The sequence below is a fragment of the Pseudomonas sp. GW823-FHT03E05 genome, from assembly GCF_058796855.1.
On record NZ_JBXAJB010000004.1, the window covers coordinates 724,370 to 749,607 of the forward strand.

21 protein-coding genes and 1 rRNA gene are annotated in these 25,238 nt (G+C 64.5%); 11 read left to right on the forward strand and 11 right to left on the reverse strand.

Annotated features, from left to right (window positions below; translation table 11 throughout):
• Window positions 1–38: 38 nt before the first annotated feature.
• Entirely contained in the window at window positions 39–455 is a 417-nt protein-coding gene (locus AC1RCO_RS20325) for a lysozyme inhibitor LprI family protein (protein WP_015637031.1), read from the forward strand.
• Window positions 456–527: 72 nt separating this feature from the next.
• On the opposite strand, the gene AC1RCO_RS20330 is transcribed toward AC1RCO_RS20325, so the two are convergent.
• A complete protein-coding gene (locus AC1RCO_RS20330) occupies window positions 528–1,046 on the reverse strand; it encodes a hypothetical protein (RefSeq protein WP_187682861.1) in 519 nt (172 codons plus the stop codon).
• A gap of 168 nt (window positions 1,047–1,214) precedes the next feature.
• Window positions 1,215–2,543 (reverse strand): MFS transporter, encoded by a 1,329-nt coding sequence (locus AC1RCO_RS20335; protein WP_368995293.1) that lies wholly within the window; start codon window positions 2,541–2,543, stop codon window positions 1,215–1,217.
• Between the two features lie 175 nt (window positions 2,544–2,718).
• Here AC1RCO_RS20335 and panB point away from each other — a divergent pair, with 175 nt between their 5' ends.
• Window positions 2,719–3,546, forward strand: a complete 828-nt coding sequence (gene panB / locus AC1RCO_RS20340) for a 3-methyl-2-oxobutanoate hydroxymethyltransferase (protein ID WP_011063469.1) — start codon at window positions 2,719–2,721, stop codon at window positions 3,544–3,546.
• On the opposite strand, the gene AC1RCO_RS20345 is transcribed toward panB, so the two are convergent.
• Window positions 3,534–4,922: an aminotransferase-like domain-containing protein gene (locus AC1RCO_RS20345; protein WP_072442468.1), complete on the reverse strand. Its 1,389-nt coding sequence runs from the start codon at window positions 4,920–4,922 to the stop codon at window positions 3,534–3,536. The two genes, panB and AC1RCO_RS20345, sit on opposite strands and share 13 nt — an antisense overlap.
• A 4-nt stretch (window positions 4,923–4,926) precedes the next feature.
• On the reverse strand, window positions 4,927–5,160 hold the full coding sequence (locus AC1RCO_RS20350; RefSeq protein ID WP_041774476.1) for a hypothetical protein: 234 nt from the start codon (window positions 5,158–5,160) through the stop codon (window positions 4,927–4,929).
• 115 nt (window positions 5,161–5,275) lie between these two features.
• Between AC1RCO_RS20350 and AC1RCO_RS20355 the strand changes: the two genes are divergently transcribed.
• The 5 genes from AC1RCO_RS20355 (at window position 5,276) to AC1RCO_RS20375 (ending at window position 13,496) form a co-directional block, all read left to right on the forward strand.
• On the forward strand, window positions 5,276–6,694 hold the full coding sequence (locus AC1RCO_RS20355; RefSeq protein ID WP_011063472.1) for a short-chain fatty acid transporter: 1,419 nt from the start codon (window positions 5,276–5,278) through the stop codon (window positions 6,692–6,694).
• A 186-nt stretch (window positions 6,695–6,880) separates the two neighbouring features.
• Window positions 6,881–8,584, forward strand: a complete 1,704-nt coding sequence (locus AC1RCO_RS20360; protein ID WP_492617988.1) for an acid phosphatase — start codon at window positions 6,881–6,883, stop codon at window positions 8,582–8,584.
• A 192-nt stretch (window positions 8,585–8,776) separates the two neighbouring features.
• Window positions 8,777–10,474, forward strand: a complete 1,698-nt coding sequence (locus AC1RCO_RS20365; protein ID WP_065365161.1) for a molecular chaperone HscC — start codon at window positions 8,777–8,779, stop codon at window positions 10,472–10,474.
• Between the two features lie 11 nt (window positions 10,475–10,485).
• On the forward strand, window positions 10,486–12,207 hold the full coding sequence (locus AC1RCO_RS20370; RefSeq protein ID WP_492617989.1) for a J domain-containing protein: 1,722 nt from the start codon (window positions 10,486–10,488) through the stop codon (window positions 12,205–12,207).
• A 116-nt stretch (window positions 12,208–12,323) separates the two neighbouring features.
• The gene (locus tag AC1RCO_RS20375; protein ID WP_220223282.1) at window positions 12,324–13,496 is read left to right on the forward strand and encodes a hypothetical protein; all 1,173 of its coding nucleotides are present in this window, start codon (window positions 12,324–12,326) and stop codon (window positions 13,494–13,496) included.
• 113 nt (window positions 13,497–13,609) lie between these two features.
• Here AC1RCO_RS20375 and can read toward each other — a convergent pair whose 3' ends face one another.
• A complete protein-coding gene (can, locus tag AC1RCO_RS20380; protein ID WP_011063477.1) occupies window positions 13,610–14,254 on the reverse strand; it encodes a carbonate dehydratase in 645 nt (214 codons plus the stop codon).
• Window positions 14,255–14,409: 155 nt separating this feature from the next.
• On the opposite strand from can, the gene AC1RCO_RS20385 reads away from it, so the two are divergent.
• Window positions 14,410–14,742 (forward strand): hypothetical protein, encoded by a 333-nt coding sequence (locus AC1RCO_RS20385; RefSeq protein ID WP_011063478.1) that lies wholly within the window; start codon window positions 14,410–14,412, stop codon window positions 14,740–14,742.
• Between the two features lie 138 nt (window positions 14,743–14,880).
• Here AC1RCO_RS20385 and rimI read toward each other — a convergent pair whose 3' ends face one another.
• Both rimI and AC1RCO_RS20395 read right to left on the reverse strand, forming a co-directional pair.
• Window positions 14,881–15,333: a ribosomal protein S18-alanine N-acetyltransferase gene (rimI, locus tag AC1RCO_RS20390; protein ID WP_011063479.1), complete on the reverse strand. Its 453-nt coding sequence runs from the start codon at window positions 15,331–15,333 to the stop codon at window positions 14,881–14,883.
• Entirely contained in the window at window positions 15,330–16,130 is an 801-nt protein-coding gene (locus AC1RCO_RS20395; RefSeq protein ID WP_015637039.1) for a hypothetical protein, read from the reverse strand. Before AC1RCO_RS20395 ends, rimI begins: the two co-directional genes overlap by 4 nt.
• Window positions 16,131–16,309: 179 nt before the next feature.
• Between AC1RCO_RS20395 and mksB the strand changes: the two genes are divergently transcribed.
• The 3 genes from mksB to mksF are packed head-to-tail and all read left to right on the forward strand — an operon-like array spanning window position 16,310 to window position 21,118.
• Entirely contained in the window at window positions 16,310–17,587 is a 1,278-nt protein-coding gene (gene mksB, locus AC1RCO_RS20400) for an Mks condensin complex protein MksB (protein WP_026020016.1), read from the forward strand.
• Complete coding sequence (mksE, locus tag AC1RCO_RS20405) at window positions 17,577–18,284, forward strand: Mks condensin complex protein MksE (protein WP_015637041.1); 708 nt, start codon at window positions 17,577–17,579, stop codon at window positions 18,282–18,284. Before mksB ends, mksE begins: the two co-directional genes overlap by 11 nt.
• Entirely contained in the window at window positions 18,281–21,118 is a 2,838-nt protein-coding gene (mksF, locus tag AC1RCO_RS20410) for an Mks condensin complex protein MksF (protein WP_019093571.1), read from the forward strand. Before mksE ends, mksF begins: the two co-directional genes overlap by 4 nt.
• A 155-nt stretch (window positions 21,119–21,273) precedes the next feature.
• Here mksF and AC1RCO_RS20415 read toward each other — a convergent pair whose 3' ends face one another.
• The 4 genes from AC1RCO_RS20415 to rrf all read right to left on the reverse strand — a co-directional run bounded on the left by AC1RCO_RS20415 (window position 21,274) and on the right by rrf (window position 25,103).
• Window positions 21,274–23,577 carry a PqiB family protein gene (locus tag AC1RCO_RS20415; protein WP_011063484.1) on the reverse strand — a complete coding sequence of 768 codons (2,304 nt, stop codon included), beginning with the start codon at window positions 23,575–23,577 and terminating at the stop codon, window positions 21,274–21,276.
• Window positions 23,570–24,193, reverse strand: coding sequence for a paraquat-inducible protein A (locus AC1RCO_RS20420; protein ID WP_492617990.1), 624 nt, complete (start codon window positions 24,191–24,193; stop codon window positions 23,570–23,572). Before AC1RCO_RS20420 ends, AC1RCO_RS20415 begins: the two co-directional genes overlap by 8 nt.
• Complete coding sequence (locus AC1RCO_RS20425; RefSeq protein WP_041119907.1) at window positions 24,180–24,839, reverse strand: paraquat-inducible protein A; 660 nt, start codon at window positions 24,837–24,839, stop codon at window positions 24,180–24,182. The genes AC1RCO_RS20420 and AC1RCO_RS20425 overlap by 14 nt, the downstream gene beginning before the upstream one ends.
• A gap of 148 nt (window positions 24,840–24,987) precedes the next feature.
• Window positions 24,988–25,103: ribosomal RNA gene (rrf, locus tag AC1RCO_RS20430) — 5S ribosomal RNA — on the reverse strand.
• Window positions 25,104–25,238 lie beyond the last annotated feature (135 nt).

A 25,238-nucleotide genomic window follows, 5' to 3' on the forward strand; every position in this document is an offset into this window, starting at 1 on the left:
GTAGAATGCCCGCTTCATTCTCAGCGCAAGGGACCGACATGCCTTATCAGCCCTGGATCTTTGGCCTCGTCATCGCCGTAATTGCAGGCGCCGCTGGTTGGGCGCCTGCCCAGGCCGCAGCGCTGGATTGCGAGCACATCAGCGTCAGCGAACAGGTCGACCGCTGCGCCCAGCAGGACAAGGAGCGAGCCGACGCCGCACTCAACCAGAGCTATCAGGCGCTGCTGGTCCGGGTGCACAACCTGTACCCCAGCAGCCTGCTGCAAGAACAGGAATACCTCGGCAAATTGAAGAACGCCCAACGCGCCTGGATCAAATACCGCGACAGCACCTGCGTGCTGGAGGCCTTCGAAGTGGAACCGGGCAAGCCGGCCCATGTGACCCTGATCAACCTCTGCGTGACCCGCCTGAGCACCGAACGCACCCGCTATCTGGAACAACTGCTGCCCGAATGACAGCAGGCCCGGGGGCCTCTTCGCCGGCAAGCCGGAGCACCTGCAGGAGCGGGCTTGCCCGCGAAAGCGGCCTCAGGATCCCGCTCGCTGCCAGAACGGTCGATGCCCCAAGCCATGCAGCAGCCCGCAGATCAGGCTGACGAGCCAGGCAAAGCCCAGCATGCCAACACACGAGTCGCCCTGGCGCAGGCGCTGCTGGCACTCTGCGGCGCTGGAACACAGGGCGCTGCACCCGGGTTGATCGTCGCGGCGACAACTGAGCAGGTAGCCCCGCAGGTGGCTGAGTACCAGGGTCTGCCCCGGCAGTTGAGCGAGTGGCAGCTGGAGCCGGGTCAGTTCGCGGTTCAGGCGCAAGCGCTGGCGCTCCCCGGTGTCGAGTTCCTCCACCAGCAACGCCCCGGCCTCCACTGCGATCACCCGGGCGCGCAAGCTGTCGGGGCTGGCGCCCTCCAGGCCGTAGTCCAGTTGCGTGCAGGTCCAGGCCTGGATCAGGGCAAACACCAACCCCAGCACGAAGCTCATCAGCGCCACTTGTAACAGTGGCGCCAAGGCGGAGAAATTTCGCAAGGAACACAGCGTCGAACGAATCAAGACAGCTCCCGGAAACCCAAGCGCAGGCCGCGCGTTCCGGGAGATTAGCGGGAAAAAACCGGGGGCTGAAAGCCCTTTTTCAGCCCGGTTTCACGCGGGATCAAGAGGCGTTTTGGTGAAGGCTCTAGCTCGCCGCTTCGCTGAATCACAGCAGGCCGAAGAAAAGTCCTAGCGTTGGTCAGCCATGCAGCTTTCTCTCGCTGCCGCAGGCCCTTCCTCACCCACACGGCCGCCGAAGTAAGCGGCGCTGACGACCCCCACCGCTCCCATCACTGCGCAGTAGATCACGCAGATCCAGGGGCTCCAGGGCATCAGGGCGATCAGCAGCAACGGCGTGGTACTGGCCCAGAGGGCATAGGCGATGTTGTAGGTGAAGGAGATCCCCGACACGCGAATCCGCGCCGGAAACAGGCCCACCATCACCGACGGCACCGCCCCCACCACGCCGCAGCCCAGGCCGGCGATGGCATAGGCCAGGCCGATCCAGGCGCCGCCGCTGATCAGGCAGCCATAGAGCACGGCGATGCCCAGTGGCAGCAGCAGGCTATAGAGCATCACCGTGCGCCAGGCACCGAGGCGGTCGACGACCAGCCCCGCCAGCACGCAACCAATGTTGAGAAAGACAATCCCTAGGCTGCTCAGGGCAAAAGTGTGGCTGGCGCTCATGCCGAAGCTTTTTTGCATCATGGTCGGGGTGATGACCACGAACACCACCACCGCCGAGGTCAGCACGCAGGTGAGGATCAGCGCCGGCAGGATCGCCAGCCGGTGTTCCCGCAACACGGTGCGCAGGGGCAGTTCGGCGGCGGCATCGCGCTGGTGCTGCAGCGCCACGAACACCGGGGTTTCGCTCAACCAGCGGCGCAGCCAGACGCCGATCACGCCGAACACGCCGCCCAGCAGGAAGGGATAGCGCCAGGCGTGGTCGAGGATTTCCTCGGGGCTGAAGACCCGCGCCAGCAGGGTCGCGGTCAGGGCGCCCAGCAGGTAGCCGAAGGTCAGCCCGGCCTGGAGAAAGCCCAGGGCATAACCGCGATAGGCCCGCGGCGCGTGCTCGGCGACGAATACCCAGGCGCTGGGCACTTCACCGCCCACGGCGGCACCTTGCAGCACCCGCAGCGCCAGCAGCAGCAAGGGCGCGAAATAACCGATCTGGGCATAGGTCGGCATGATGCCGATCAGCAGGCAAGGCAGCGCCATCATCAGGATGCTCAGGCTGAAGACTTTCTTGCGCCCCAGGCGGTCGGCGAAATGGGCCATGAGGATGCCGCCCAGGGGCCGGGCCAGGTAGCCGGTGACGAAGATCCCGAAGCTCTGCAGCAGGCGCAGCCACTCGGGCATTTCCGGGGGAAAGAACAGCTGGCTCAGGGTCAGGGCGAAAAATACGAAGATGATGAAGTCGTAGATTTCCAGGGCACCGCCCAGGGCGGCCAGGCCCAGGGTCTTGTAGTCGGAGCGGGAAAAGCGCGCCGGCGACGACTCAGTGGAAGGGGTCATAAAGCAACTCGATGGCAGCACAAAGCAAAGGCGCTCATGGTCTACGCAAAAGATCCGGGGAACAACCCGTTCCCGGCCCTGGGTTGGTTTTCCGGGGTTTTCTGTACCTTGAACGGCCGCGCGCCAGGCCAATAATCGGGCACTTTCCCACCCAAGCAGAATCAGGAAAGTCGTCATGAGCAGCCATACCCGCACCCAGCGCCTGAGCGTCCCGCAACTGGTGGCCATGAAAGGCCGGCAGAAGATCGTTTCCCTCACCGCCTATACCAGCCACATGGCGCGGCTGATGGACCCCTTCGTGGATTTCATCCTGATCGGTGATTCCACCGCCATGGTCGGTTACGGGCGCACCTCGACCCTGGACATGAGCCTGGCGGAAATCATCGCCCACACCCGCGCGGTGGTGGCCGGCAGCCGCCTGGCCTGCGTGATTGCCGACATGCCCTTCGGCAGCTACCAGGAATCCCCGCAACAGGCCTACCGCAATTGCGCCGAGGTGATGGCCCGCACCGGTTGCGCCGCCCTCAAGCTGGAGGGCGGCCGGGCCCTGGCGCCCACCGTGGAGTTCCTGGTGCAGCGGGGCATTCCGGTGATGGCGCATATCGGCCTGATGCCGCAGTTCGTCAACCAGATGGGCGGGTTCAAGGCCCAGGGGCTCGACAGCGAGGCGGCCCGCAAGATCGAGGAAGATGCCCGGGCCCACCTCGAGGCCGGCGCCTTCAGCCTGTTGCTGGAAGGGGTTGCGGAGCCCCTGGCGCGGCGCATCAGCGACTTCTCGCCGATGCCGACCATTGGCATCGGCGCCTCCCCGGCCTGCGACGGCCAGGTACTGGTGACCGAAGACCTGCTGGGGCTGGGCGGGCCCCAGGTGCCGCGTTTCGTCAAGCAATACGCCGATGCCGGCGCCCTGATCAGCCAGGCCTGCGAACGCTTCGCCGCAGAGGTTCGGGAGCAGGCCTTTCCGCAGTTGCAGCATTGTTATGGGGTGGTTCAGGAGGCCTGACTCACCGCCCGCGCCAACAGCCCGAGGGCGCCCTGGATATCCTTGCTCCAGTCCAGGGTAAAGCTCAGGCGCAGGTGCTGCTGCCACAAGCCCTGCTGGCTGAAGATCGCCCCCGGGGCGATGACGATGCCGTCGGCCAGCAGGCGCTCGTAGACCCGGGTCATCGGCACCGGGCGCCTGGCTTCGACCCACAAGGTCGCGCCGCCGGCGGCAAGCGGCGCATGCAACAGCCCGCCGGCCTGCTCGTCCAGCAGTTGCTGCAACTGCTTCATCCGCTGTTGCAGCATGCCCCGCAGTTTCAGCACGTGCTGGTCTACGCGACCGGAACTCAAGAGCCGGGCCACGGCCTTCTGGCGGATCGGCGACAGGCGAAAGCGCCGCTCCAGGCACTGGCGCTGCAAGGCCGGGCCCAGGCTGCGGCTCAGCACGTAGCTCAAGGGCGCCTCGGCGCCGATGGCCTTGTCCAGGCTGGCGAACACCAGCAGGCGCTCGGGATCGGCGAAATCCCGATAGCGAGCAGCGCCGGGCACGAAGCTGAATGCTCCGTAGCTGTCGTTCTCCAGCAGCCAGATCCCCCGCTCGGCGAACCAGCGGCACAGCTGCTGCTTGTCGGCGGCGGGCATCAGGCTGCCGTGGGGGATGTTCACCGTCGAGGAGAACACCGCCAGGCGCACCGGCTCGCGCTGAAGCAGCGCTTGCACCTGCTGCAGATCGAAGCGCCCGCCGGCATCCAGGGGCAGCTCGATAATCCGCAGGCGCGCCGCCCGCAACTGGCGCAGGATCGCCCAGGAACACGGGGACTCCACCAGCACCACGCCGCCGTCCAGGTCCAGCGCCCGCAACGCCAACTCCACCACGCTGTGCAGATCGGCCCCCAGGAACACCTGGTCGGCCTGCCAGTAGTCGCGGCTGGAGCAGGTGTAGCGCCGGGCCAGTTCGCTGCGCAGCTCCTGCTCGCCCAGGGGCTGGTACAGCGGTGCCTGGTTGCGCGGGTACTGGCGGGCCAGTTCGCGCTCGGTCATCAGCAAGGGTTGCTCCAGCGACAGCAGCATCGCCGGCGCATCGCTGCACAGCGCCAGGCGCCCCGGCAGGCGGGCCTGGGCATAGAGGTTGTCGAGCAGATCCTCACCGGCCTCGGGCACGGTCGCGGCGGCCAGGGCCCGGGTGAAATAGCCCTGGCGCGGCCGCGAACAGATGCGCCCCTCGTCTTCCAGCAGGGCGTAGGCGTACTTGATGGTGGACAGGGAAACCTTCAGCCGCTGCGCCAGTTCGCGCAATGACGGCAGGCGTTGCTCCTGATCGCTGGCGGCGTTGTCGATCCACTGCGACAGGTAGCGGTAGACCGCCTGATAGGCGAAAGACGGGTGGCGCTGCACCGCTTCAGTTGCCTTTGGCCATGGCGATCGCCGCCTGGATCGCCGCGCGGGCCTGGGGGCTGTTCTTCCAGCAACTGGAACCCACCAGGGCCGAAGCCTGGGTGACGATGTGCAGGGCATCGGCGGCGGCCAGCTGGGCCAGGGAAGTGATGCCCAGTTGTTCCAGGCGAGCGACCACGGTAGAACCGACACCCTTGACCTTGAGCAGTGCGGCGCGTTCTTCGGGGGAAAATGACATGGGCGTTGAGATCCTTTGCAGTCCGTGGCAATTGCCGCATTCTTGCACAGTTCTCGGCCGCCTCTGCCTGGGGCGGCCGACCTCCTTATAAACATAAGAAATCCGAGGTACTCACGTGGCCGCTGATATTCAAGATAGCCGCTCCGCCCGCTTTGCCCTGCGCTGCTCGAACTGGGCCGAACGCTGGTTTCCCGACTCCTGGGTGTTCGCCGCGCTGGCGGTGATCATCGTTGCCCTGGCCACGCTGGCCATGGGCGCCAAGCCCACCGATGCCGCCATGGCGTTTGGCGACGGCTTCTGGAGCCTGATCCCCTTCACCATGCAGATGGCCTTCGTGGTCATTGGCGGCTATGTGGTAGCCAGCTCGCCGCCGGCGGTGAAGCTGATCGACAAGCTGGCGCGCATTCCCAGGAACGGCCGCTCGGCGGTGGCCTGGGTGGCGCTGATTTCCATGGTCGCCTCCCTGCTCAACTGGGGCCTGTCCCTGGTGTTCGGTGGCCTGCTGGTGCGGGCCCTGGCCCGGCGTACCGAACTGCGCATGGACTACCGCGCCGCTGGCGCTGCCGCCTACCTGGGCCTGGGCGCGGTCTGGGCCCTGGGGCTGTCGTCTTCGGCGGCGCAGTTGCAGGCCAACCCCGGCAGCCTGCCACCGTCGATCCTGGCCATCACCGGGGTCATTCCCTTCACCCAGACCATCTTTCTCTGGCAATCCGGCGTCCTGCTGCTGGCCCTGGTGGTGGTCTCGCTGATCGTCGCCTACGCCACGGCGCCCGGCCCCGGCAGCGCCCGGGATGCCCAGGCCTGCGGGGTCGACCCGAGCTTCAGCATGCCCAAGCCGCAACCCCGGACCCGACCTGGCGAATGGCTGGAATACAGCCCGCTGCTGACCCTTCTCCTGGCGCTGCTGGCGGCCGGCTGGCTGTATCACGAGTTCGCCACCAAACCGGCGATCACCGCGATCTCCGGGCTCAACACCTACAACTTTCTGTTCCTGATGGCCGGCGCCCTGCTGCACTGGCGGCCGCGCAGCTTCCTCGATGCAGTGGCCCGCGCGGTGCCCACCACCACCGGGGTGCTGATCCAGTTCCCGCTGTACGGTTCGATCGCCGCGCTGATGACCGTGGTCAAGGGCGTGGACGGCCAGACCCTGGCCCACCACATCTCGACCTTCTTCGTGCAGATCGCTTCCCACGACACCTACGCGCTGCTGATGGGGCTGTACTCGGCGGTGCTGGGTTTCTTCATTCCTTCGGGCGGCGGCAAGTGGATCATCGAGGCGCCCTACGTGATGCAGGTGGCCAATGACCTGCAGTACCACCTGGGCTGGGCGGTACAGATCTACAACGCCGCCGAGGCCCTGCCGAACCTGATCAACCCCTTCTACATGCTGCCGCTGCTGGGGGTGCTGGGCTTGAAGGCCCGGGACCTGATCGGCTTCTCCTTTGTCCAGTTGCTGGTGCATGCGCCCCTGGTGCTGGTGCTGCTCTGGGCCCTGGGGACCACCCTGTCCTACCTGCCGCCGGTCATTCCCTGACAGAGCCACAGGCCCGCTGCACAGCGGGCCTGTGGATAACGGCCCGCCGGCCCAATCGCAGATTTATCCAGGGCCCAGACAGCCAGGCCGTGCCGCATTCCTGTAGCCTTTGCGTCATATTCGGTTGTTACCGTGCGACCGAAATACTTTGTAACGAATCCTCAGAGAGCCGAGCAAGGAGCCGACATGAGCGACGATACCGACCTGCGCGACACCCCCGAATCCGCCACCGACCAGCCTGCCGATACCAGCCGCCGCCGCTTCCTAGGCGGCGTTGCGGTTCTGGGGGTCGGCGCCACCCTGAGCGCCTGCGGCCAGCCCGGCGAGCCAGGAGGCAAACCGCCGGTGGAACGCCCCTTGTCCCCGGCCAAACTGGACAAGGCGCTGCAGGAGCAGGTGAAAAACGTAGTGGTACTGTTCGCCGAGAACCGCAGCTTCAACAACCTGTTCGCCAACTTTCCCGGGGTGGAGAAACCGCTCTCGGCCCTCAAGCCCGAAGACTTCCAGCAGCGCGACCGCGACGGCAACCTGTTGCAGAAACTGCCGCCGATCTGGGGCGGCATTCTCCAGGTGGGCCCGCAGACCCTGGACGGCATCACCTACCCGGTGGAAACCCAGTTCCAGGAAAACCTGCCCAATGCCCCCTTCGCCCTCAAGGGGCCCAGTGGCGAGGACCTGCCCCTGGGCCTGGTGACCCGCGACCTGTGGCACGTGTTCTACCAGAACCAGATGCAGATCAACGGCGGCAAGAACGACAGCTTCGTGGCCTGGGCCGACTCCGGCGCCCTGACCATGGGCCACTATGCCCAGACCCGCTACTCCCTGCGCCTGTGGGACGTGGCTCGGGAGTTCGTGCTCTGCGACAACTTCTTCCAGGGGGCATTCGGTGGCTCGTTCCTCAACCACCAGTACCTGATCAGCGCCAAGGTGCCGTTCTACCCCGATGCCGCCAACTCGGTGGCCAAGTCGCAGATCGCCACCCTGCAGGGCGACGACCCCAAGGGCACCCGCCTCAAGCCCCTGGACAAGTCCCCGGCCAGTGCCATGGATGGCGCTCCGCAGTTCGGTCCCAGCGCCCTGACCCCGGACGGTTACGCGGTCAATACCATGGCCCCGCCCTACTGGCCAACCTGGATCCGCGACCCGGAGCGCCCGGACTACGCCAAGCCGGACCTGCCCAGCGTACTGGTGCCTCAAACCCACGAACACATCGGCGACAAGCTGTCGAAGAAGAACGTCGACTGGGCCTGGTACGGCGGCGCCTGGCAGGCGACCCTGGAGCAGTTCAAGGATTCCGGCGGGATTCCCAAGATCCCCAACTTCCAGTACCACCACCAACCCTTCAACTACTTCGTGCGCCAGGGCCCGGAAAACCCCGCCGAACGGGCCAAGCGCCTGCGCGACGGCGGCCTGGGCGATGAGTCGAGCACCAACAAGTTCTTCGCCGATTCCGAGGCCGGCAAGCTGCCGGCGGTGACCTTCTACAAACCCCAGGGCAACCTCAACCTGCACGCCGGCTATGCCGATGTGGCCGCCGGCGACCGGCATATCGACCGGGCATTGAAAGTGCTGCGGGAAAGCCCGCAGTGGAAAAACATGGTGGTGATCGTCACCGTTGACGAAAACGGCGGCTGGTGGGACCACGTGGCGCCGCCCCAGGGCGACCGCTGGGGCCCGGGCACGCGGATTCCGGCCCTGGTGGTATCGCCGTTCGCTCGCAAGGGCACGGTGGACCACACGGTCTACGACACCGCCTCGATCCTGCGGCTGATCACCCGGGTGTTCCAGCTGGAAACCCTGGACGGCATCAAGGAACGTGACCAGGCCATGATCGCCCGGGGCCAGAAGCCCATGGGCGACCTGACCAACGCCCTGCACTTCACGGCCTGACCCCGGCCGGGCCCGCAACGGGCCCACCTGCCACCGCAGAACCGAAACCCAAGCCCGGCTTCGGTTCTGCGGCACCGGCACAAATGATAGCCATATAACATCACCCACTTTACCCATCCACCCGGCGGGTAATATCCTGCGCGCCACCTATTTGTTTCATCTGTTTTCCGATTGGAAAGGGAGTTCGTCGTCATGATCGTAGGTATCGACCTGGGGACCACCAACAGCCTGGTCGCGGTCTGGCGCGAAACCGCCAGCGAGCTGGTGCCCAATGCCCTGGGAGAACTGCTCACCCCCAGCGTGGTGGGCCTGGACGACGAAGGCCGGATCCTGGTGGGGCAAGCCGCCAGGGAGCGCCTGCACACGCACCCGCAGCTCACCACGGCGCTGTTCAAGCGCTATATGGGCAGCGCCACCGAAGTGCGCCTGGGGGAACGTACCTACCGCCCCGAAGAACTCTCGGCCCTGGTGCTCAAGAGCCTCAAGGAAGACGTTGAGCGGGCCTATGGCGAACCGGTGGAGGAAGCGGTGATCAGCGTGCCAGCCTACTTCAGCGATGCCCAGCGCAAGGCCACGCGGATTGCCGGCGAACTGGCCGGGCTCAAGGTGGAAAAACTGATCAACGAACCCACCGCCGCAGCCCTGGCCTACGGCCTGCACCAGCGTGACCGGGAAACCTCGTTCCTGGTCTTCGACCTCGGTGGCGGCACCTTCGACGTGTCGATCCTGGAGCTGTTCGACGGGGTCATGGAAGTCCGCGCCAGCGCCGGCGACAACTTCCTCGGCGGCGAGGACTTCGACAACCTGCTGCTGGAACACTTCCTCGAACAGCAGGCCCAGGCCGCGGGCTTTCCCGAACGCCAGAGCGTGCTCCAGGCACTGCGCCGGGAAGCCGAGCGCGTGCGCCGCGCCCTCGGCCAGGAGCCCAGTGCCGAATTCAGCCTGCGGGTCGATGGCCGGCAATGGACCCAGACCATCACCCAGGCGCAACTGGCCAGCCTCTATGCGCCGCTGCTGGAGCGCCTGCGGACGCCCATCGAACGCGCCCTGCGCGATGCACGGATCCGCGTCAGCGACCTGGATGAAATCCTCCTGGTGGGCGGCGCCACCCGCATGCCCCTGGTGCGCAAGCTGGCGGCCGGGCTGTTCGGGCGCTTTCCCTCCATCAGCCTCGATCCCGACCAGGTGGTGGCCCAGGGCGCGGCGGTCCAGGCGGCCCTCAAGGCACGCTCGGCGGCCCTGGAAGAAGTGGTGCTGACCGACGTCTGCTCCTACACCCTGGGGATCGAGACCTCCCAGCAATACGGCAACCAGATCGAGAGCGGGCACTACCTGCCGATCATCGAGCGCAACAGCGTGGTGCCGGTAAGCCGGGTCAAGACCGTGCAGACCTTGCATGACAACCAGGAGCAGGTGCTGCTGAAGATCTTCCAGGGCGAAAGCCGCCTGGTGCGCGACAACGTCGCCCTGGGCCAGCTGGAAATGCGCGTGCCCAAGCGCCCCGCCGGCGAAGTCTCGCTGGACGTGCGCTTCACCTACGACATCAACGGCCTGCTGGAAGCCCAGGTGAGCATCCCGCTGACCGGGGAAAGCCATTCCCTGGTGATCGAAAACAACCCCGGCGTGCTGACTCCGGAAGAAATCCAGGAGCGCCTCAAGGCCCTGGCGCAATTGAAGATTCACCCCCGCGACCAGCAGGTCAACACGCTGCTCAGCGCCCGACTGGAACGCCTGTATCAGGAGAGCCTGGGGGAGTTGCGCGAACAGATCGGCTATTGGGCCGGGCAATTCCAGCAAGTGCTGGAAACCCAGGACGAGCGCAAGATCCGCGAAGTGCGCAGCCAGCTCAGTGAACAGCTGCAACACCTGGAAAACGGCCACTGGCACTGAGGAGCGGCAACATGGATTGCTGGTCCCTGCTGGAGTTGCCCGAGGACGCCGACGAACGCAGCATCAAGCGCAGCTATGCCCGGCAGTTGAAGATCACCCGTCCGGACGAGGATGCCGAAGGCTTCCAGCGCCTGCGTGAAGCCTATGAGCGGGCGCTGCAACTGGCCCGCTGGCGGGAAGAGATCGCGGATGAAGTCGCGGTGATCCAGACCGCCTCCACTAAGGCACCGCCCCCGGACAACCTGCAGGCCTGGTCGGGCCTGATAGAGATGGACGCGGCCGCCCCGCGGCCAACGCCGAGGGGCCCTTCCCAGGCCCAGCAATGGGCCAGCCTGCTTGAAGACGTCCCGCTGTCCGTCGAACCGCTGGCGGACTGGGTCCCGCCCGCCCCGCAGGATCCCGCCCCCCTACCCGCTCCAGCCACTAGCGCATTGCCGCTGCTCAAGGGGCTGGGCGTCGAGAACCTGCCAGAGCGCTGGCAACAGGCTCGGCAGGAGGGTTGCGAGGACGATTTCCTGCAGCGCCTGCTGGTGGCGTGCTGCGCCCACCCCGAGCAATACGCCGCGATCATCGGCTGGGCCGCCGAGCATCTGGACTGGCTGACACCCTGGCAACAACCGCCCATGGAGGCCTGGCAAGAGGCATTCCTGGTCAAGACGCTGTTGCAGGAATACCGCCGGACGCTGGAAGCGTTGCTGCAAGCCGGCCAGGAACGGGCCTTCCTCGAACGCCTGACGAGCTACTGCGCACAACCCTGGCTGCGGATCTTCGATCATCGCCAGAACTGGCAGCATGAAATGCTGCAGTTGCTGCAGCAGCAAGCCTGGCAGGTACCCTTGTTCGATCGGGTATGCCAGTTGTTTGGCTGGGACGAAAGCCGTGGCAACACCCCTGAACCGGCGTGGCTCTGGCAGTCGCTGATCGAGCGCTGCCAGCAGGAGGCCTTCTATCAGAAGCTGCTGGCCAACGCCGGGGAACCCGGCGAAGCGACGCCGGACGTTGCCGCGGCTCGCCTGCTGCTGAACCCCATGCCCCGACGTCGCCAGGTCGCCCTGACCCGGCACTTCGAAGACGAACATTGGCAGGCCTGCATGGAGCTGTCGCAGACCCTGGCCTCGCGTTTCCCGGCGCTGCTGGAGCGGCTGCCTCGCAGCGATGTGTTTTTCTGGCAGAACCTGATGCCCCGTCCGCAGGGTGTGGACAGCTGGATCAGGTCAGGGATCGCTATGGGGTTGGCCCTGAGCCTGTACTTCATGAACAAGCCCCAACACAGCAAAGAACTTGCAGTGATGATGGGGCTGTTCTGTGGGGGTGTCCTGGCGATTTTCGGGCTGATCCTGCTCAACACCTGGGCCCCTGCGATCGCCCGCCTGCTGGCCATCGACCTGTGGTTGAGCGAGCGCCTGGTGCCCAAGCGCCTGAATCCGCACCAGCACTGGCTGGTGCTGCGCCACGGGGTGCCGCAAGCGGTCATGCTGGGCCTGTTCGGCTATTGGCTGGGGGCCCTGGGGATACTGGCCTACCTGGGCTTTGTGCTGATCGGCCTGCTGCATTCGCGGCGCATCGGCCAGCCGGACCCGGATTTCTGTGCCCGCAGCCCCTGGCTGGGCGCCTTGCACTGGAATCACTTCAGCCCCTGGCAGCCGATCTATCTGGTCGTCATGATCGTGATCATCCGGGTCTGTCAGCTCCATGCCCCGGGGTTTCCCTGGACGCGCCTCATGCCTGGTTGAACCCTGCGCGGCCGGGGCAATGGATATTTTTTCACTCCCGGCTGTTTCTCCGCTCGGTGCTGTTTCAGTATGTCCTGCCCCCCTTCGAAGGGGTTCACGCTGAAAAGGATCTGAGCATGTTCAAATTCGCAGGAATGACCCTGGCGCTGACCGCTGCTGCCCTGAGCGCGACGGCACAGGCCGATGTCGAAGTCGATCTGGGCAGCCCCCAGCGCGTCACCCAACTCTTCGCCTACCCCAACAACTGCAACGTGATCTGCTATCGCAACTGGACCCTGGAAGAGACGGTGGCTCACTACCTGACCCAGAGCCTGCAGCGTGACGGCTACAGCGCTGCAAAAGTCAGTGTCAAGACCACCGGCGACAAGGTCCTGGCCTCCATCAGCGGTGTGCCGGACGGCTACGACAAGCCCCTGAGTGCCCTGCTGGATGCCGGCGACCTGGCCTACAAGGGCGCCAGCCAGCTCAATGCCGATGGCAAATGGGCCTACAGCTGGTACCTGTTCCTGCCCCTGGGCATGGCCCTGGAAAACCGCAAGAGCGTCGAGCTGCTGCACTTCCCGCCGGACTATTCATTGACCCAGGCCCAGGACTATCTGGAGTCGGCCACCACCGACCGCTGGGCAACCCTGTTGACGGCCAACGGCATCGCCGCCGAGCAGACCCCGGCCTACCAGACCATCGTCGACATCGCGCCGATTGCCGCGCCATCGAGTGCCGGCAAGGACCTGGAGGGGGTCTACAGCTACTTCAACAGCTACCAGACCAGCATGGTCAGGCAGGTCAGCCAGAGCACCAGCGGCGCGGCCCTGCCGATGGTGGCCTTCGGCGCACCGGTGCGCAATTGGCTCAAGCAGCAGTACGGGGTCACGGTGAATGTGCTGGGCCTGGCACAGATCAGCCCCAGCGAGGGGGTCAAGGTGCCGGTGCTGGGCTCCAACCACCCGAGCTATATCTGGTACGCGGCAGACCCGGCGAACTACGACGATGACCAGGCCAAGGCCGATGCCGCGGGGTTGAAAGTGATGGGCCAGGACCTGAGCGCGGCCTGCTGGCAGGCCGGCATGGGCAGCAAGCCGGGAACCGATCCCAGTACGCTGCTGAGCAGTTGCACCCAGACCTGGCAGGTGACGCAGAAAGTGCAGACCTGCGAGCTGTTCTACACCTCGGTGCGCAAGCTGAGCGAGCAGCAAGCCGCGGCCAAATGCACCAGTGCACCGGTCAAGACCCAGCTCAACCAGCTCAAGGCCCCGGCACCGGCGCCAAGCACCGAGGTACCGCACCTCTGAGCCGACCCCTCAACCTGTAGCCGCTGCCGCAGGCTGCGATCGACCCGCAGGGTCGCGGTGCTCTGACAGAGCCCGCAAGCCTGCGCCCTATCGCCGCCTGGGGCCAGCGACGATCAGACCGCGCCCACCGGACGCAGCCGATACTGCGGCGGCAACTGCTCGAAGCCGCTGATGGTGGCGTTCAGGCTCTTCCAGCGACCGTCCTTGATGCCGTAGATGCAACCGTGGATCGACAGGCTCTGCCCGCGATGCCAGGCGTTCTGCACGATGCTGGTATGGCCGACGTTGGCCACCTGCTGGATCACGTTCAGCTCGCACAGACGGTCGACCCGCTCTTCTTCCGTGGGCAACTGCCCCAGCGCTTCACGGTGCTCGTAGTACAGGTCGCGGATCGAACGCAGCCAGCCGTCGATCAGGCCCAGCTGGCGATCCTGCATAGAGGCGCGCACGCCGCCACAGCCGTAGTGGCCGGTAACCAGGATGTGCTTGACCTTGAGTACATCCACCGCGTACTGGATCACCGACAGGCAATTGAGGTCGGTGTGCAGTACCACGTTGGCCACGTTGCGGTGCACGAACAGATCGCCCGGCAGCATGCCGACGATCTCGTTGGCCGGCACCCGCGCGTCCGAACAGCCGATCCACAGGTATTCCGGGGTCTGCTGGCGAGCCAGTTTGGAGAAGAAGTCCGGATCTTCCTGCTTGATCGCTTCGGCCCAACGCTCGTTGTTATCAATCAGATCTTGTAGTTCGTTCATGCTGTGAAGCCTCAAGAATGATGCGCTGCTTTGACAGACGGCCGCCCGTCGAGGTCACGCCTATTGCTACAGATACCGGCCATCCCTTGCGGGGGAATCTTCAGGGGCATGCAAGGGTCCACCCTTTATCCAGTCCCGAAGTATGAGTAATCGCCATGAACGAATCACGACGCCCCTACAACGCCCCCCAGCCCGAACCCATCGACGACGATCAGGACCGCATGGGCTCCATGGAGGAGCTGCATTTCGATGACGACGAACCCGCCGCCCGCGCCAGCAACCGCGTCACGGACGACGGTGCAAGCGATGATGACCTGAGCCCGGAAACCCTGATCCGCGAAGACGGTGCCCGCTCCGCCCATGAGGCCGGTGCCGACAAACCGGCCGACTGGGACCTGAGTATTGTCGAAGAAGAGAACATTGGTGGCGGCAATGGCCTGGATGAAGCCGAACTGGCCCGCCGCGACCCGCTGGACGGCAAGCCCTGAGCCCTGCACCGCATTCAATGACGCGCTCTCCCGCAGGAGCCGGCTTGCCGGCGAAGAGGCCCTCAAGCCGTGCATCGCCCCGAATGGCGCCTTCGCTGGCAAGCCAGATCCTACAGCGGCCCGCGTGCGGTTAGAGGCTCAGTCGACCAGCGTGCAGGCCATGACCAGGGCGTCTTCGCGACCGCCTACCGCCGGGTAGTAGTCGCGGCGGCGCCCCACTTCATTGAAGCCATAACGCTCGTATAACCGATAGGCGGTCTGATTGCTGGAGCGCACTTCCAGGAAACACTCCCGGGCGTCCTTCTGGTAGGCGCGCTTCATCAGCTCTTCCAGCAACCGCAGGCCCAGGCCACGGCCCTGGCTTTCCGGCTTGACGGTGATGTTCAGCAGATGCGCTTCGTCGATGATCACCTGGATCACCCCGTGGCCCACTTGCTGGCTGCCTTCGAACATCAGCCAGACCTCGTAGGACTTGAAGGCATCCATGAAAATGCCCCGGGTCCAGGGGTGGCTGAACGCCGCATATTCGATTTTCAGGATGCTATCCAGGTCCGCTTCGGTGGCCAGGCGGAAGGTCAACGCGTCACTCATTGGTCATTTTGCTCATCAGTGCTTTTCCAGCGCGTCATCAAGCGACGCATGGCTTGCCAGACATCAGCCTTACGCTGTGGCTCTTCCATCAATAGTTCCAGGCCAGGCAGGGCCCAGGCCGAACCCAGGCCTTCGACCTGGAGTTCGCGGTTGTAGGATTCGGCATTCGCCTCGCCGGCAAATCGCACCGCCGGCAGGCCGATCAGCCACAGACAGACACAGGGTTCCTGCTCGATCCGCACGCCGACAAAGGCCTGGACGAAATCCCGCGCAGCCTCGGGGCCCTGGTCCAGGTTGCCCCGGGTCAGCATCGGCCAGCGCACCGGCTCGGCGAGGATCTGCGGGCTGTCTGGCAGGCCGGCGGCGCGCAGCATGTCCTTGAGCAACAGGTAGGCCGGGTCGCGGCTCTGGAAGGCTTCGCCTGTGGGTAACTCCACCAGCAGCAGGCAACGGCCGGCCCGCAGCAACTGCAGGGCAAAACGCGGCGGCGGTACCACCGGGGCCTTGACCACCGGGGCCGGGGCCTCTTCGCCCTCGGTCGGCGCCTTGCTGGCTGGGCGCGCAGGGGCGGTGGAGGGACGCGGCACCTCGATCTTCGGCCGTTCGACGTTCCTTGCCGCCGGCGCCGCGGGGGCCTTGGCCTCGACCACAGGGGCAGGCGGCGCCTCCACCTCCGGTTCCGGCAGGGCCAGCAACTCGGGGCGCGAAGGGGCGGCAAAGGGCAATTCGCTGCGCGGCAGCCAACTGACCACCTGCATGGCGGACAGATAAGCGCGACGACGGGACTCGATAAGCAAAGGTCGGCCACTTGTGGATAACTGAGGAGGGGGATTCTACCGTCCTTCGCCGAAGATCGCCCGCAGTTGATTGCGCACAAAAGCGACTGTCCGTCTCATACCTGGACCTGGGGGTGAATCGTCAGCCCCCTGATGCAGTACAATCGCCGCTTTTCATTGCCAACCAGCCGGCCATTCCGATGATCGAACCCAAGCGCGTCTTGCGCGCCCTCGCCGAACACTGGGCACTTCTGGAGCCGCTGTGCGAGCACTTCGACCAAGGCACCCTGAGTCTTGCCGAACTGCGTTCACAGCTGGCTGCCCAACAACTGGACAGCACGCCCCAGGACATCACTCACCTGCTGGACGTATGGATACGCCTGGACATCCTGGTCCCGGTGGCGAAAAGCCCGAACCGTTTCGAGCTCAATGCGCAGATCCACGACTTCCTCGCTTACCTGCGCCGTGAACACCGCCTGGGCCTGTGCCTGGAAATCGAAGCCTACCTGCGCCACCTCGAGCGCCTGGCCGGTTACATCCAGGACGCCTTCGACGTGCGCGACGGCAACGACCTGGCGCGCCAGCTGCGGCTGCTGGACATGCGCGTGCGCGATGTCCTGAAGAAGCTCGCCAACGACGAACAGGCCCTGGTGGCCGTGGCCGAGCGGGCCAAGACCAGCGACCGGCAGATCCCCCTGCGCCAGCGCTATGCCGAGGTGCTGGCCACCTGGGACGAATACGTTGAACCGATGATCCAGCTGGTGAACGCCGACGGCGCCTTCGAACAGGGCGTGCGCAAGGTGGAGAACGTCCTGCTGCGCATGCTCACCGAACAGCAGCGCCTGGGCCACCTGGTGGACGACGACATGCTGTTGCGCACCCACGCGCGGATCCTGGAAATGCAGACCAGCGCCCAGTTGACCCTGCGCCATGCCCGGGAACTGCTGCTGCCGCTGCGTGAGGAGGCGCGCCGTCACAACGCCGTGACCCGCGGCGCGGCCCTGGCCCTGTCGGCCATCCGCCGCAAGGGCATCGACGCCGTGCCCCAGGCCGCCATGCCGATGTTCACCCGTCCGCAAAGCACCTTCCTCGGCAGCTCCGGCCAGGTGGAAGCCTATGTCTACGCCCTGGCCCGCTTCGAACCCAAGCCCGCGCGCTTCCCCAAGGCCCACAAGACCCACAAGGGCGTGGCCCCCAAGGCACCGCGCACGGTCCGGGAAATGCTCGAGCGCTGCGAAGACGCCCTGCCGATGCCGGACCTGATGAGCTGGCTGCTGGACCAGGAGCCCGATGGCGCCACCGACGAACTGCTGTACTGGTTCTCGCGCCTGTCCCGGGAAAAACGCTTCAAGCGCGAGCGCCTCGAACGCCGCGACTACCACACCCAGGAGCACCAGGTCAGCCTGCGCTCCTTCGCCCTGCTCTCGGCCCGCGATGACGCCGCCGAGCATTCTGCGAGCAACGCCAATGCATCTTGATCTTTCCGAACTGTCCCAGCTGGCGCCGATCTTCCGCGAGCTGTTCAAGGGTTACCACGTCAGCCGCCGCGACCCGGAGCTGTACGCCCAACTGTCGAACTTCCAGGACCAGTACCGCACCCTGTTCAAGGCCCTGGGCTTCGAGCTGGTGTGCGATACCCGCGGCTTCTACTACTTCGTGCCGGACAACGCCGCCGCCCAGGTGAACAAGACCGCCCAGCGCCTGGCGCTGTTCACCTTCATCCTGGTGGAGCACCTGGCCGACCAGGGCCGCGACCCGATCGCCGTGCTCGACGGCGGCAGCCTGGGCCGCGACGAACTGCCGTCGCTGCTGGAAAAATACCGCGACCTGTTCATCCAGGCCGAAGTGCAGACCCAGGAAGAGCTGGAAGAGAAGATCATGCGCCGCATGACCCAGCTGGGTTTTGCCGCCGAGGAGCCGGGGATCTATCGCTTCCTGCCGCCGATGCACCGCTTCCTCGATGTCTGCCTGTCGGTGCAGCAGGACCGCGACCTGGCCGCCAGCCTGCACAGCGTGCTGCCGTTGCCGACCCCGGTGCTGGTGGACAACGACAGCGACGAGAAACTGCTGCAGACCGATGACCCGCTGGACCTGAGCGAATTCGACGAGTCCGAAGAAAGTGAAGAAGACGCGCTGGCCCGAGCCATCGCCGAAGAACAGGAGCTCGACGCATGAGCAAGGAACGCTACGGCATCCGCCGCTTCGCCCTACTGAACACCGCCGGCTACAGCCTCGGCCTGTTCCCCCTGGAAGAGCCGCTGTCGGTGTACGGGGCCAACAACCTGGGCAAGTCGGCATCGATCAACGCCCTGCAATTCCCGATCCTGGCACGCATGTCGGACATGAGCTTCGGCAAGTACAGCCTGGAACAATCCCGGCGCTTCTACTTCGCTTCCGACACCAGCTACATCCTGGTGGAAGTCTCGCTGCCCCACGGCCCCCATGTGATCGGCGTGGCCGGGCGTGGCCCGGGCGGCGGTTTCGGTCACCAGTTCTTCGCCTACGCCGGGCAGCTGGACCTGGCGCACTACCAGAAGGACGACACCTGCCTGCGGCAGAAAGAGCTGTTCACCAACCTGGAGCGCCAGGGCCTGAAGGCCTATGAACTCAAGCCGGATGAACTGCGGCGCCTGCTGGTGGGCGGCCATACGTCGATCCCCCTGGACCTGACCCTGATTCCGCTGCGCTCCACCAGTGAACAGAGCCTGAAGACCTTCCGTGCGCTGTTCATCAACCTGCTGCACATGCGCGAAATCACCGCGGCCAAGCTCAAGCAGCTGTTCCTCGATGCCTTCGAGCACAGCCTGCGCTCCGGTAGCGTCGACTACATCGCCGCCTGCGACGAAGCCTTCCGCGATGTGCGGCGCATGGAGCAGGACTACAACTCCCTGGTGGCTGCGGGCCCTCTGGTGGAAGCCCTGGCCAACGGCGTGAAGCAGCGGGACATTCTGCGGGGCAAACTGCATCGCCTGTCACCGTTGCTGGACTCGCTGCTGGGCACCTGGTCGGACTACGCCGGCGCCCGCAAGGAAGAGCTGACCATCCAGGCCGAGCATTACCGCAACGAGCAGGACGCGCTGCAGAACGACCAGCGCAGCAGCACCCAGGAAATGATGCGCCTGGAGCGGGAAATCACCGGCACCCAGCGCTGGCTGGGTGAGCTGTCGGTGCTCAAGCACCGCTTCGCCCTGGTGGATGACGTCAAGGTCCTGGAACAGCAACTGCTGGCGGCCAAGGATGCTCACGACGAACTGGCCGGCGCCCTGGCCCAGTCCCGGCAATTCTCCGCCGAAGACCTGGAAGAGCGCCTGCGGGACCTGGAAAAACGCCTGAAGTCGGTGAAGCAGCAGCTCGATCATGCCGACAACAACAGCTACGCCCGCCTGCGGGAAGAGTTCTCCCAGCAGGACGTGGAGCGCCTGATGCGCCTGTTCAACAGCGCGCTGTTCAGCCTGCCCCTGGGCGAACACGGCATTGCCCTGGACGACAACGGCGAGTGGGTGAAGTCGGTGGAGCTGATCCTCGACGGCTTCAAGGGCGAGCGTTTCGAAGTGCCGGGGCTGTCGATCGACATCTCCCACATCGAACCGCCAGCCTTGCAGGCCCTGGCCGACCGCGCCGCCCTGCGGGATCAGAAAGAACGCCTGGAAAAAGAGCTCAAGCAGCTCAAGACCCAGGCCGCCGTGGCCGCCGACCGCGCCGCGAGCAAGACCCAGACCGAAGCCCTGTACCAACAGGTACTGGATGCCCAGAAGGCCCTGGAAGACTTCCGCCGCGCTCAGACTCTGAGCGCCGAGGAAGGCGAGAAGCTGGAGCAGCTGGCACAGATGGAGGCCGCCCAGGACGAACTCAAGCGCTCCAGCGACGCCTTCACCGAGCGCGTCCAGCAGTTGTCCGCGAAGCTGCAACTGGTGGGCCGGCAGATCGCCGACATGGAAGCCAAGCAGCGCACCCTGGACGACGCTCTGCGTCGCCGTCAGCTGCTGCCGGCAGACCTGCCCTTCGGCACGCCGTTCATGGACCCGGTGGACGATTCCATGGACAACCTGCTGCCATTGCTCAACGACTACCAGGACAGCTGGCAGGGCTTGCAGCGGGTCGACGGGCAGATCGAGGCGCTGTATGCCCAGGTGCGCCTCAAGGGCGTGGCCAAGTTCGACAGCGAGGATGACGTCGAGCGTCGCCTGCAGCTGCTGATCAACGCCTATGCCCACCGCACCGACGAAGCCCTGACCCTGGGCAAGGCGCGCCGCGCCGCGGTCACCGATATCGCCCGGACCCTGCGCAATATCCGCAGCGACTACGACAGCCTGGAACACCAGCTGGCGCTGTTCAACCGCGAGATCAACAAGCGCCAGGTGTCCAACCTGCAGAGCTTCCGCATCGTCCTGGCGCCGAACAAGGAAGCCCTCAAGCACATCGACCAGATCATCCACAGCGCCGGGCAATACGAAGAAGGCGAGACCCTGTCGGTGTTCGACCTGAGCCAGAGCGCCGAGCAGGACAACAAGAACGAAGAAGCCAAGGAGTACCTGGCGCGGCTGGTGGCGGCCAACCACAACCAGCTGGGCCTCAAGGACCTGTTCGAACTGGCGTTCGAGATCACCAAGGTCAACGGCCAGCCGGTCATCCACACCGACATCGATGGCGCGGCGTCCAACGGCACCACCATGACCATCAAGGCGCTGACCAACATGTACCTGTTGCTGCACTTGATGGACCGCGACCAGGCCGGGCGCATCCGCCTGCCTTACTACCTCGACGAGGCGGCGGACATCGACGAGCGCAACCAGGCGGCGCTGCTGGAAACCAGCCTGCAATTGGGCTTCGTGCCAATCCTGGCCAGTGTGAAGCCCCAGGTTTCGGCCCAGGTGGCCATCGACCTGGAAGGTGGCAGCGGACCGAACGGCATCTACATCGACGAGGCCGACTGGAAGTTCATCCGTCGTCACGATCAGGTCAAGGCCGTGCTGAACGCAGAGCCGGAAGCGGAGCTGGACGAAGTCTGATTTCGTAACGCTGCAACGAAAAAGGCCGCGCTCTTCCGAGCGCGGCCTTTTTTATGGGAAAGCTGTTGTAGGAGCTGGCTTGCCAGCGAAGGCGTCCTCTGGCGCGACGCAGGGCTGAGGGCCTCTTCGCCGGCAAGCCGGCTCCTACAGGAAGGTTATTTGCCCAGGGGGATCTTCGGTGCCCAGGTCAGCCATTCCTCTTCGAACTTGTCGAACAGCGGGAAGGTCTGCTGAGGCCGCGCCGGGTTGCCCATGCGCTCGCCATCCGGCGTCGCGAAGGCAATCCCCCCCTGGATCAGGGTCTCCAGGGATTCGGTACGCACCGTCGCCCCCTTGAACAGGCCAAAGTCGACACCAAATCCACTGCTGTTCCAGAAGCGTGTACCACTGCGAACCAGCGGTGCGTACTTGGGTTCGATGAGGATGTGGATCAGTACCCGATCGGCCGTCTGGCCCAGCTCGTAACCGGTCACCTTGCCCACCGCCACTTCGCGGTAGGTTACCGGCACTCCGACTTTCAGCGAGCCACGCCGAGCAGCGCTCAACACCAGGCTCAGGCCGGCTTCCTGAACGCTGGCTTCCGGCGGTTGCGGCAAGGCGACAAAACTGGTCTGCACGCCCTGGCTCTTCGTCGCAGGCTGGACCTCGATGTATTGGCCAGTGACCAGGGTTTCCAGGTTCGAGGTCTTCATCAGGCCCAACTCCGGCTTGACCACCCAGAACTGGCTGCCGACCCGGGCGATGCGCTCGGGCACTTCGGTGATCCGCGCCTTGAGCATGACCGATTGCATGTCGGCGCTGAGGGTCACTTCTTCCAGCTTGCCCACGTCCAGGCCCTTGAAGCGTACAGGCGTACCGGCCCGCAAGCCGTCGGCGCGATCAACCTTGATGCTCACCAGGGTGCCGCGCTGCGCCGCCTCCTCCTGGTTGGCGAACAGGCGGAAACGTGGAATGCGCTTTTTCAGCGGCACGTTGGGCAGCGGGGTCTCGAAGGCGATGCCACCCGCCATCAGGCTTTGCAGCGACTCGCTCTTGATCTGGATACCACCGGTCAGGCCCCCAGTCAGGGTGATGCCACTGACGTTCCAGAAGCGCGTCGAACCGTTGACCAGCCCTTCATATTCCTTCTCGATGTGGACGCCGATCACCAGTTGCTTGCGGGTGTGGGAGAACTGGTAGCTCTGCACCGACCCGACCTTGACCTGTTTATAGAGAATCGGGCTGCCGACATCCAGGGACCCCAGGTTGTCGGTGAACAGCACCATGTGCAGGCCGGGGGCACGCAGGTCCAGCGGCGGGGCCTTGGCCCGGGCCTCGAACTCGCGCTGGGGCGCGGCGCCCTTGTCGCCGGGACGGATAGCGATGTAGTTACCCTTGACCAGGGCCTCAAGACCGGTGATGCCGGCCAGGGAGATCGAAGGCTTGACGGTCCAGAACTGGGTGCCCTGGACCAGGTAATCCTCGGCCAGGGGATCGAGAGTCAGCTCGGCGGTGGCGCTGCTCAGGTCGGAGTCGACCTTCAGGGCTTTCAGGCTGCCCACCTGGATGCCCTTGTACATCACCGGGGTGCGCCCGGCCTGCAGGCCTTCGAAATCGGTGAGCTTGACCTTGACGCGGATCCCGGCCTGGGCGGCGTCGAAGTCCTCATACAGACGGAACGGCAGGCTTGGGTCGGTGGGCGGGCTGTCCTTGCGATTCTCCGGCGTGGCAAAGGCGATCCCCCCGGCGACGATGCTGGACAGGGACTCGCTGCGTACTTTTACCCCGGACAGGTTGGCGTCGATGCTGATGCCGCTGGCGTTCCAGAAACGTGTGTGTTTGCGCACCAGATTGGCATAGGTGGGCTCGATATAGACCTTGAGCTCTACCGTGTTCTGGTCTTCGGAGAGCAGGAAGCTCTTGATCTGGCCAACCTGGATCTGCTTGTAGAACACCGGGCTGCCACGGTTCAGCGACCCCAGGCGCTCGGCCTTGATGGTCAGGTGCAGGCCCGGTTTGGCATCAGATAAAGGAGGTTCTTCGGCCAGGGCCTTGAACTTGCGACTCGGCTCGCCATCCCCGGGGCTGACGGCGATGTAGTTGCCCGAGACCAGGGTTTCCAGGCCAGTGATCCCGGCCAGGCTGACACTGGGTTTGACCAGCCAGAAGCGGGTGTTGGTCTTCAGGTACTGTTCGACGTCCTTGTTCATCTCGACCGTGGCAATCACTCCCTTGGAGTTGCCCTCATCGTCCAGAGCCAGGGTCTTGACCTTACCTACGGGCATGCCCTTGTAGACCACTTCAGTCTTGTTGGCCTGGATCCCCTCGCCGCTTTCAAAGCGCAACTGGATCTCGATACCGGTCTGGCTGTAGGCACGCCAGCCCAGCCAGCCGCCGATGATCAGGGCAATCAGGGGCAATACCCAGATAGCCGACCAGTTGGAGGCCGGGCGGGTTTTGGCGGTAGGCAAATCACTCATGGTCGTCGTCCGACTCCGTGTTATCCCAGATCAGTCGGGGATCGAAAGTTACTGCAGCCAGCATGGTCAGAATCACCACGCTGGCAAAGGCGACCGCACCGAGATTGGCCTCGATGCTGGCCAGCCGGCCAAAGTTGACCACCGCCACCAGGATGGCGATGACAAAGATATCCAGCATCGACCAGCGGCCGATGAACTCGATAAAGCGGTACATGATGATCCGCTGTCGGGCCGAGAGCGGCTGGTGACGTTGCACCGAAAACAACAACAGGGCAATGCCCACCAGCTTGAAGGTGGGCACCAGGATACTGGCGACGAACACCACCGCAGCGATGGGAAACATGCCGTGCTGCACCAACTGGATGACCCCGGACATGATGGTGCTGGGGTCACCCTGGCCCAGGGAACTGACGGTCATGATCGGCAGCACGTTGGCCGGGACGTAGAGGATCGCGGCGGTGAGCAGCAACGCCCAGGTGCGCAGTATGCTATTGGGGCGGCGAGGATGAACCATGGCCCCGCAGCGAGTGCAGGTCTGCTCTTCGCTGTCAGCCTCCTGCCGATTCAACTCGTGGCATTCAGTACAGATCAGAATGCCTGCCTCAATCGCCCGCATGTATATCCTCTCCCGATAACGCTTGCCAGATCTGGTGAGGCGACATCACCACCTCCAGCCAGACCTGCACCAACAACAGACTGATAAAACACACCAGGCCCAGGCCCACGGTAATGGATGCCATGTCGGCCAACTTGACGATGGCCACCAGCACCCCCATCAGGTAGACCTCGAGCATGCCCCAATCGCGCAGATGGTGATAAATGCGATAGAGCAGCAGGCCGTAACTGCGGCCGATGTCCCAACGAATACTCAGCAGGACTAAAAGCTGGCAAATCAACTTGAGCAGGGGAATGCCCATGCTGCACAGGAACACCACCACCGCCACGCCTTCCATACCGGTGTCGAACAGCCCCTGCACACCGCTCCAGACCGTGTCTTCGGAAGACTGTCCCAGTAGATTGAGCTGCATGATGGGTAGAAAGTTCGCCGGCACATAGAGCAACAAGGCCGCGATCACCAGGGCCAGGCTGCGTTCGACCACATTGTGCCGGTGCGCGTAGAGCTCATAGCCACAACGCGGGCACTGGGCTTTCTCACCGAGGGCGAGCTTGGGCTTGCGCATCAGCAAGTCGCACTCATGGCAGGCAACCAGGTCGTCCAGTGGTAATTCTGACAACCCGGGGGCGTCAACCGGATCTGGCATAGAAGGCTCTGGGAGTGGAGAAAGTAACGGTTATTCTAGTGTTCCAATCCGAAAATAACTGTGCAAATTTGTTTGCGAATAAGAGCAAATTTTCCACGCGCAAAAACAAAACCCCAACTGCATGTGCAGTTGGGGTTTCGGAATTTAATCTTGACGATGACCTACTCTCACATGGGGAAACCCCACACTACCATCGGCGATGCATCGTTTCACTTCTGAGTTCGGGATGGGATCAGGTGGTTCCAACGCTCTATGGTCGTCAAGAAATTCGGTAGCCAGTCCGTTGCTTATGCAACGTGCCAGCGAATGGGTATGTAATAGGTTTGTGTGTTCGCAAACTTTCGGTTTGTATCGTCTTCACACACCGCAACTCGCTTCTTAAGCAAATTGCTTGGGTGT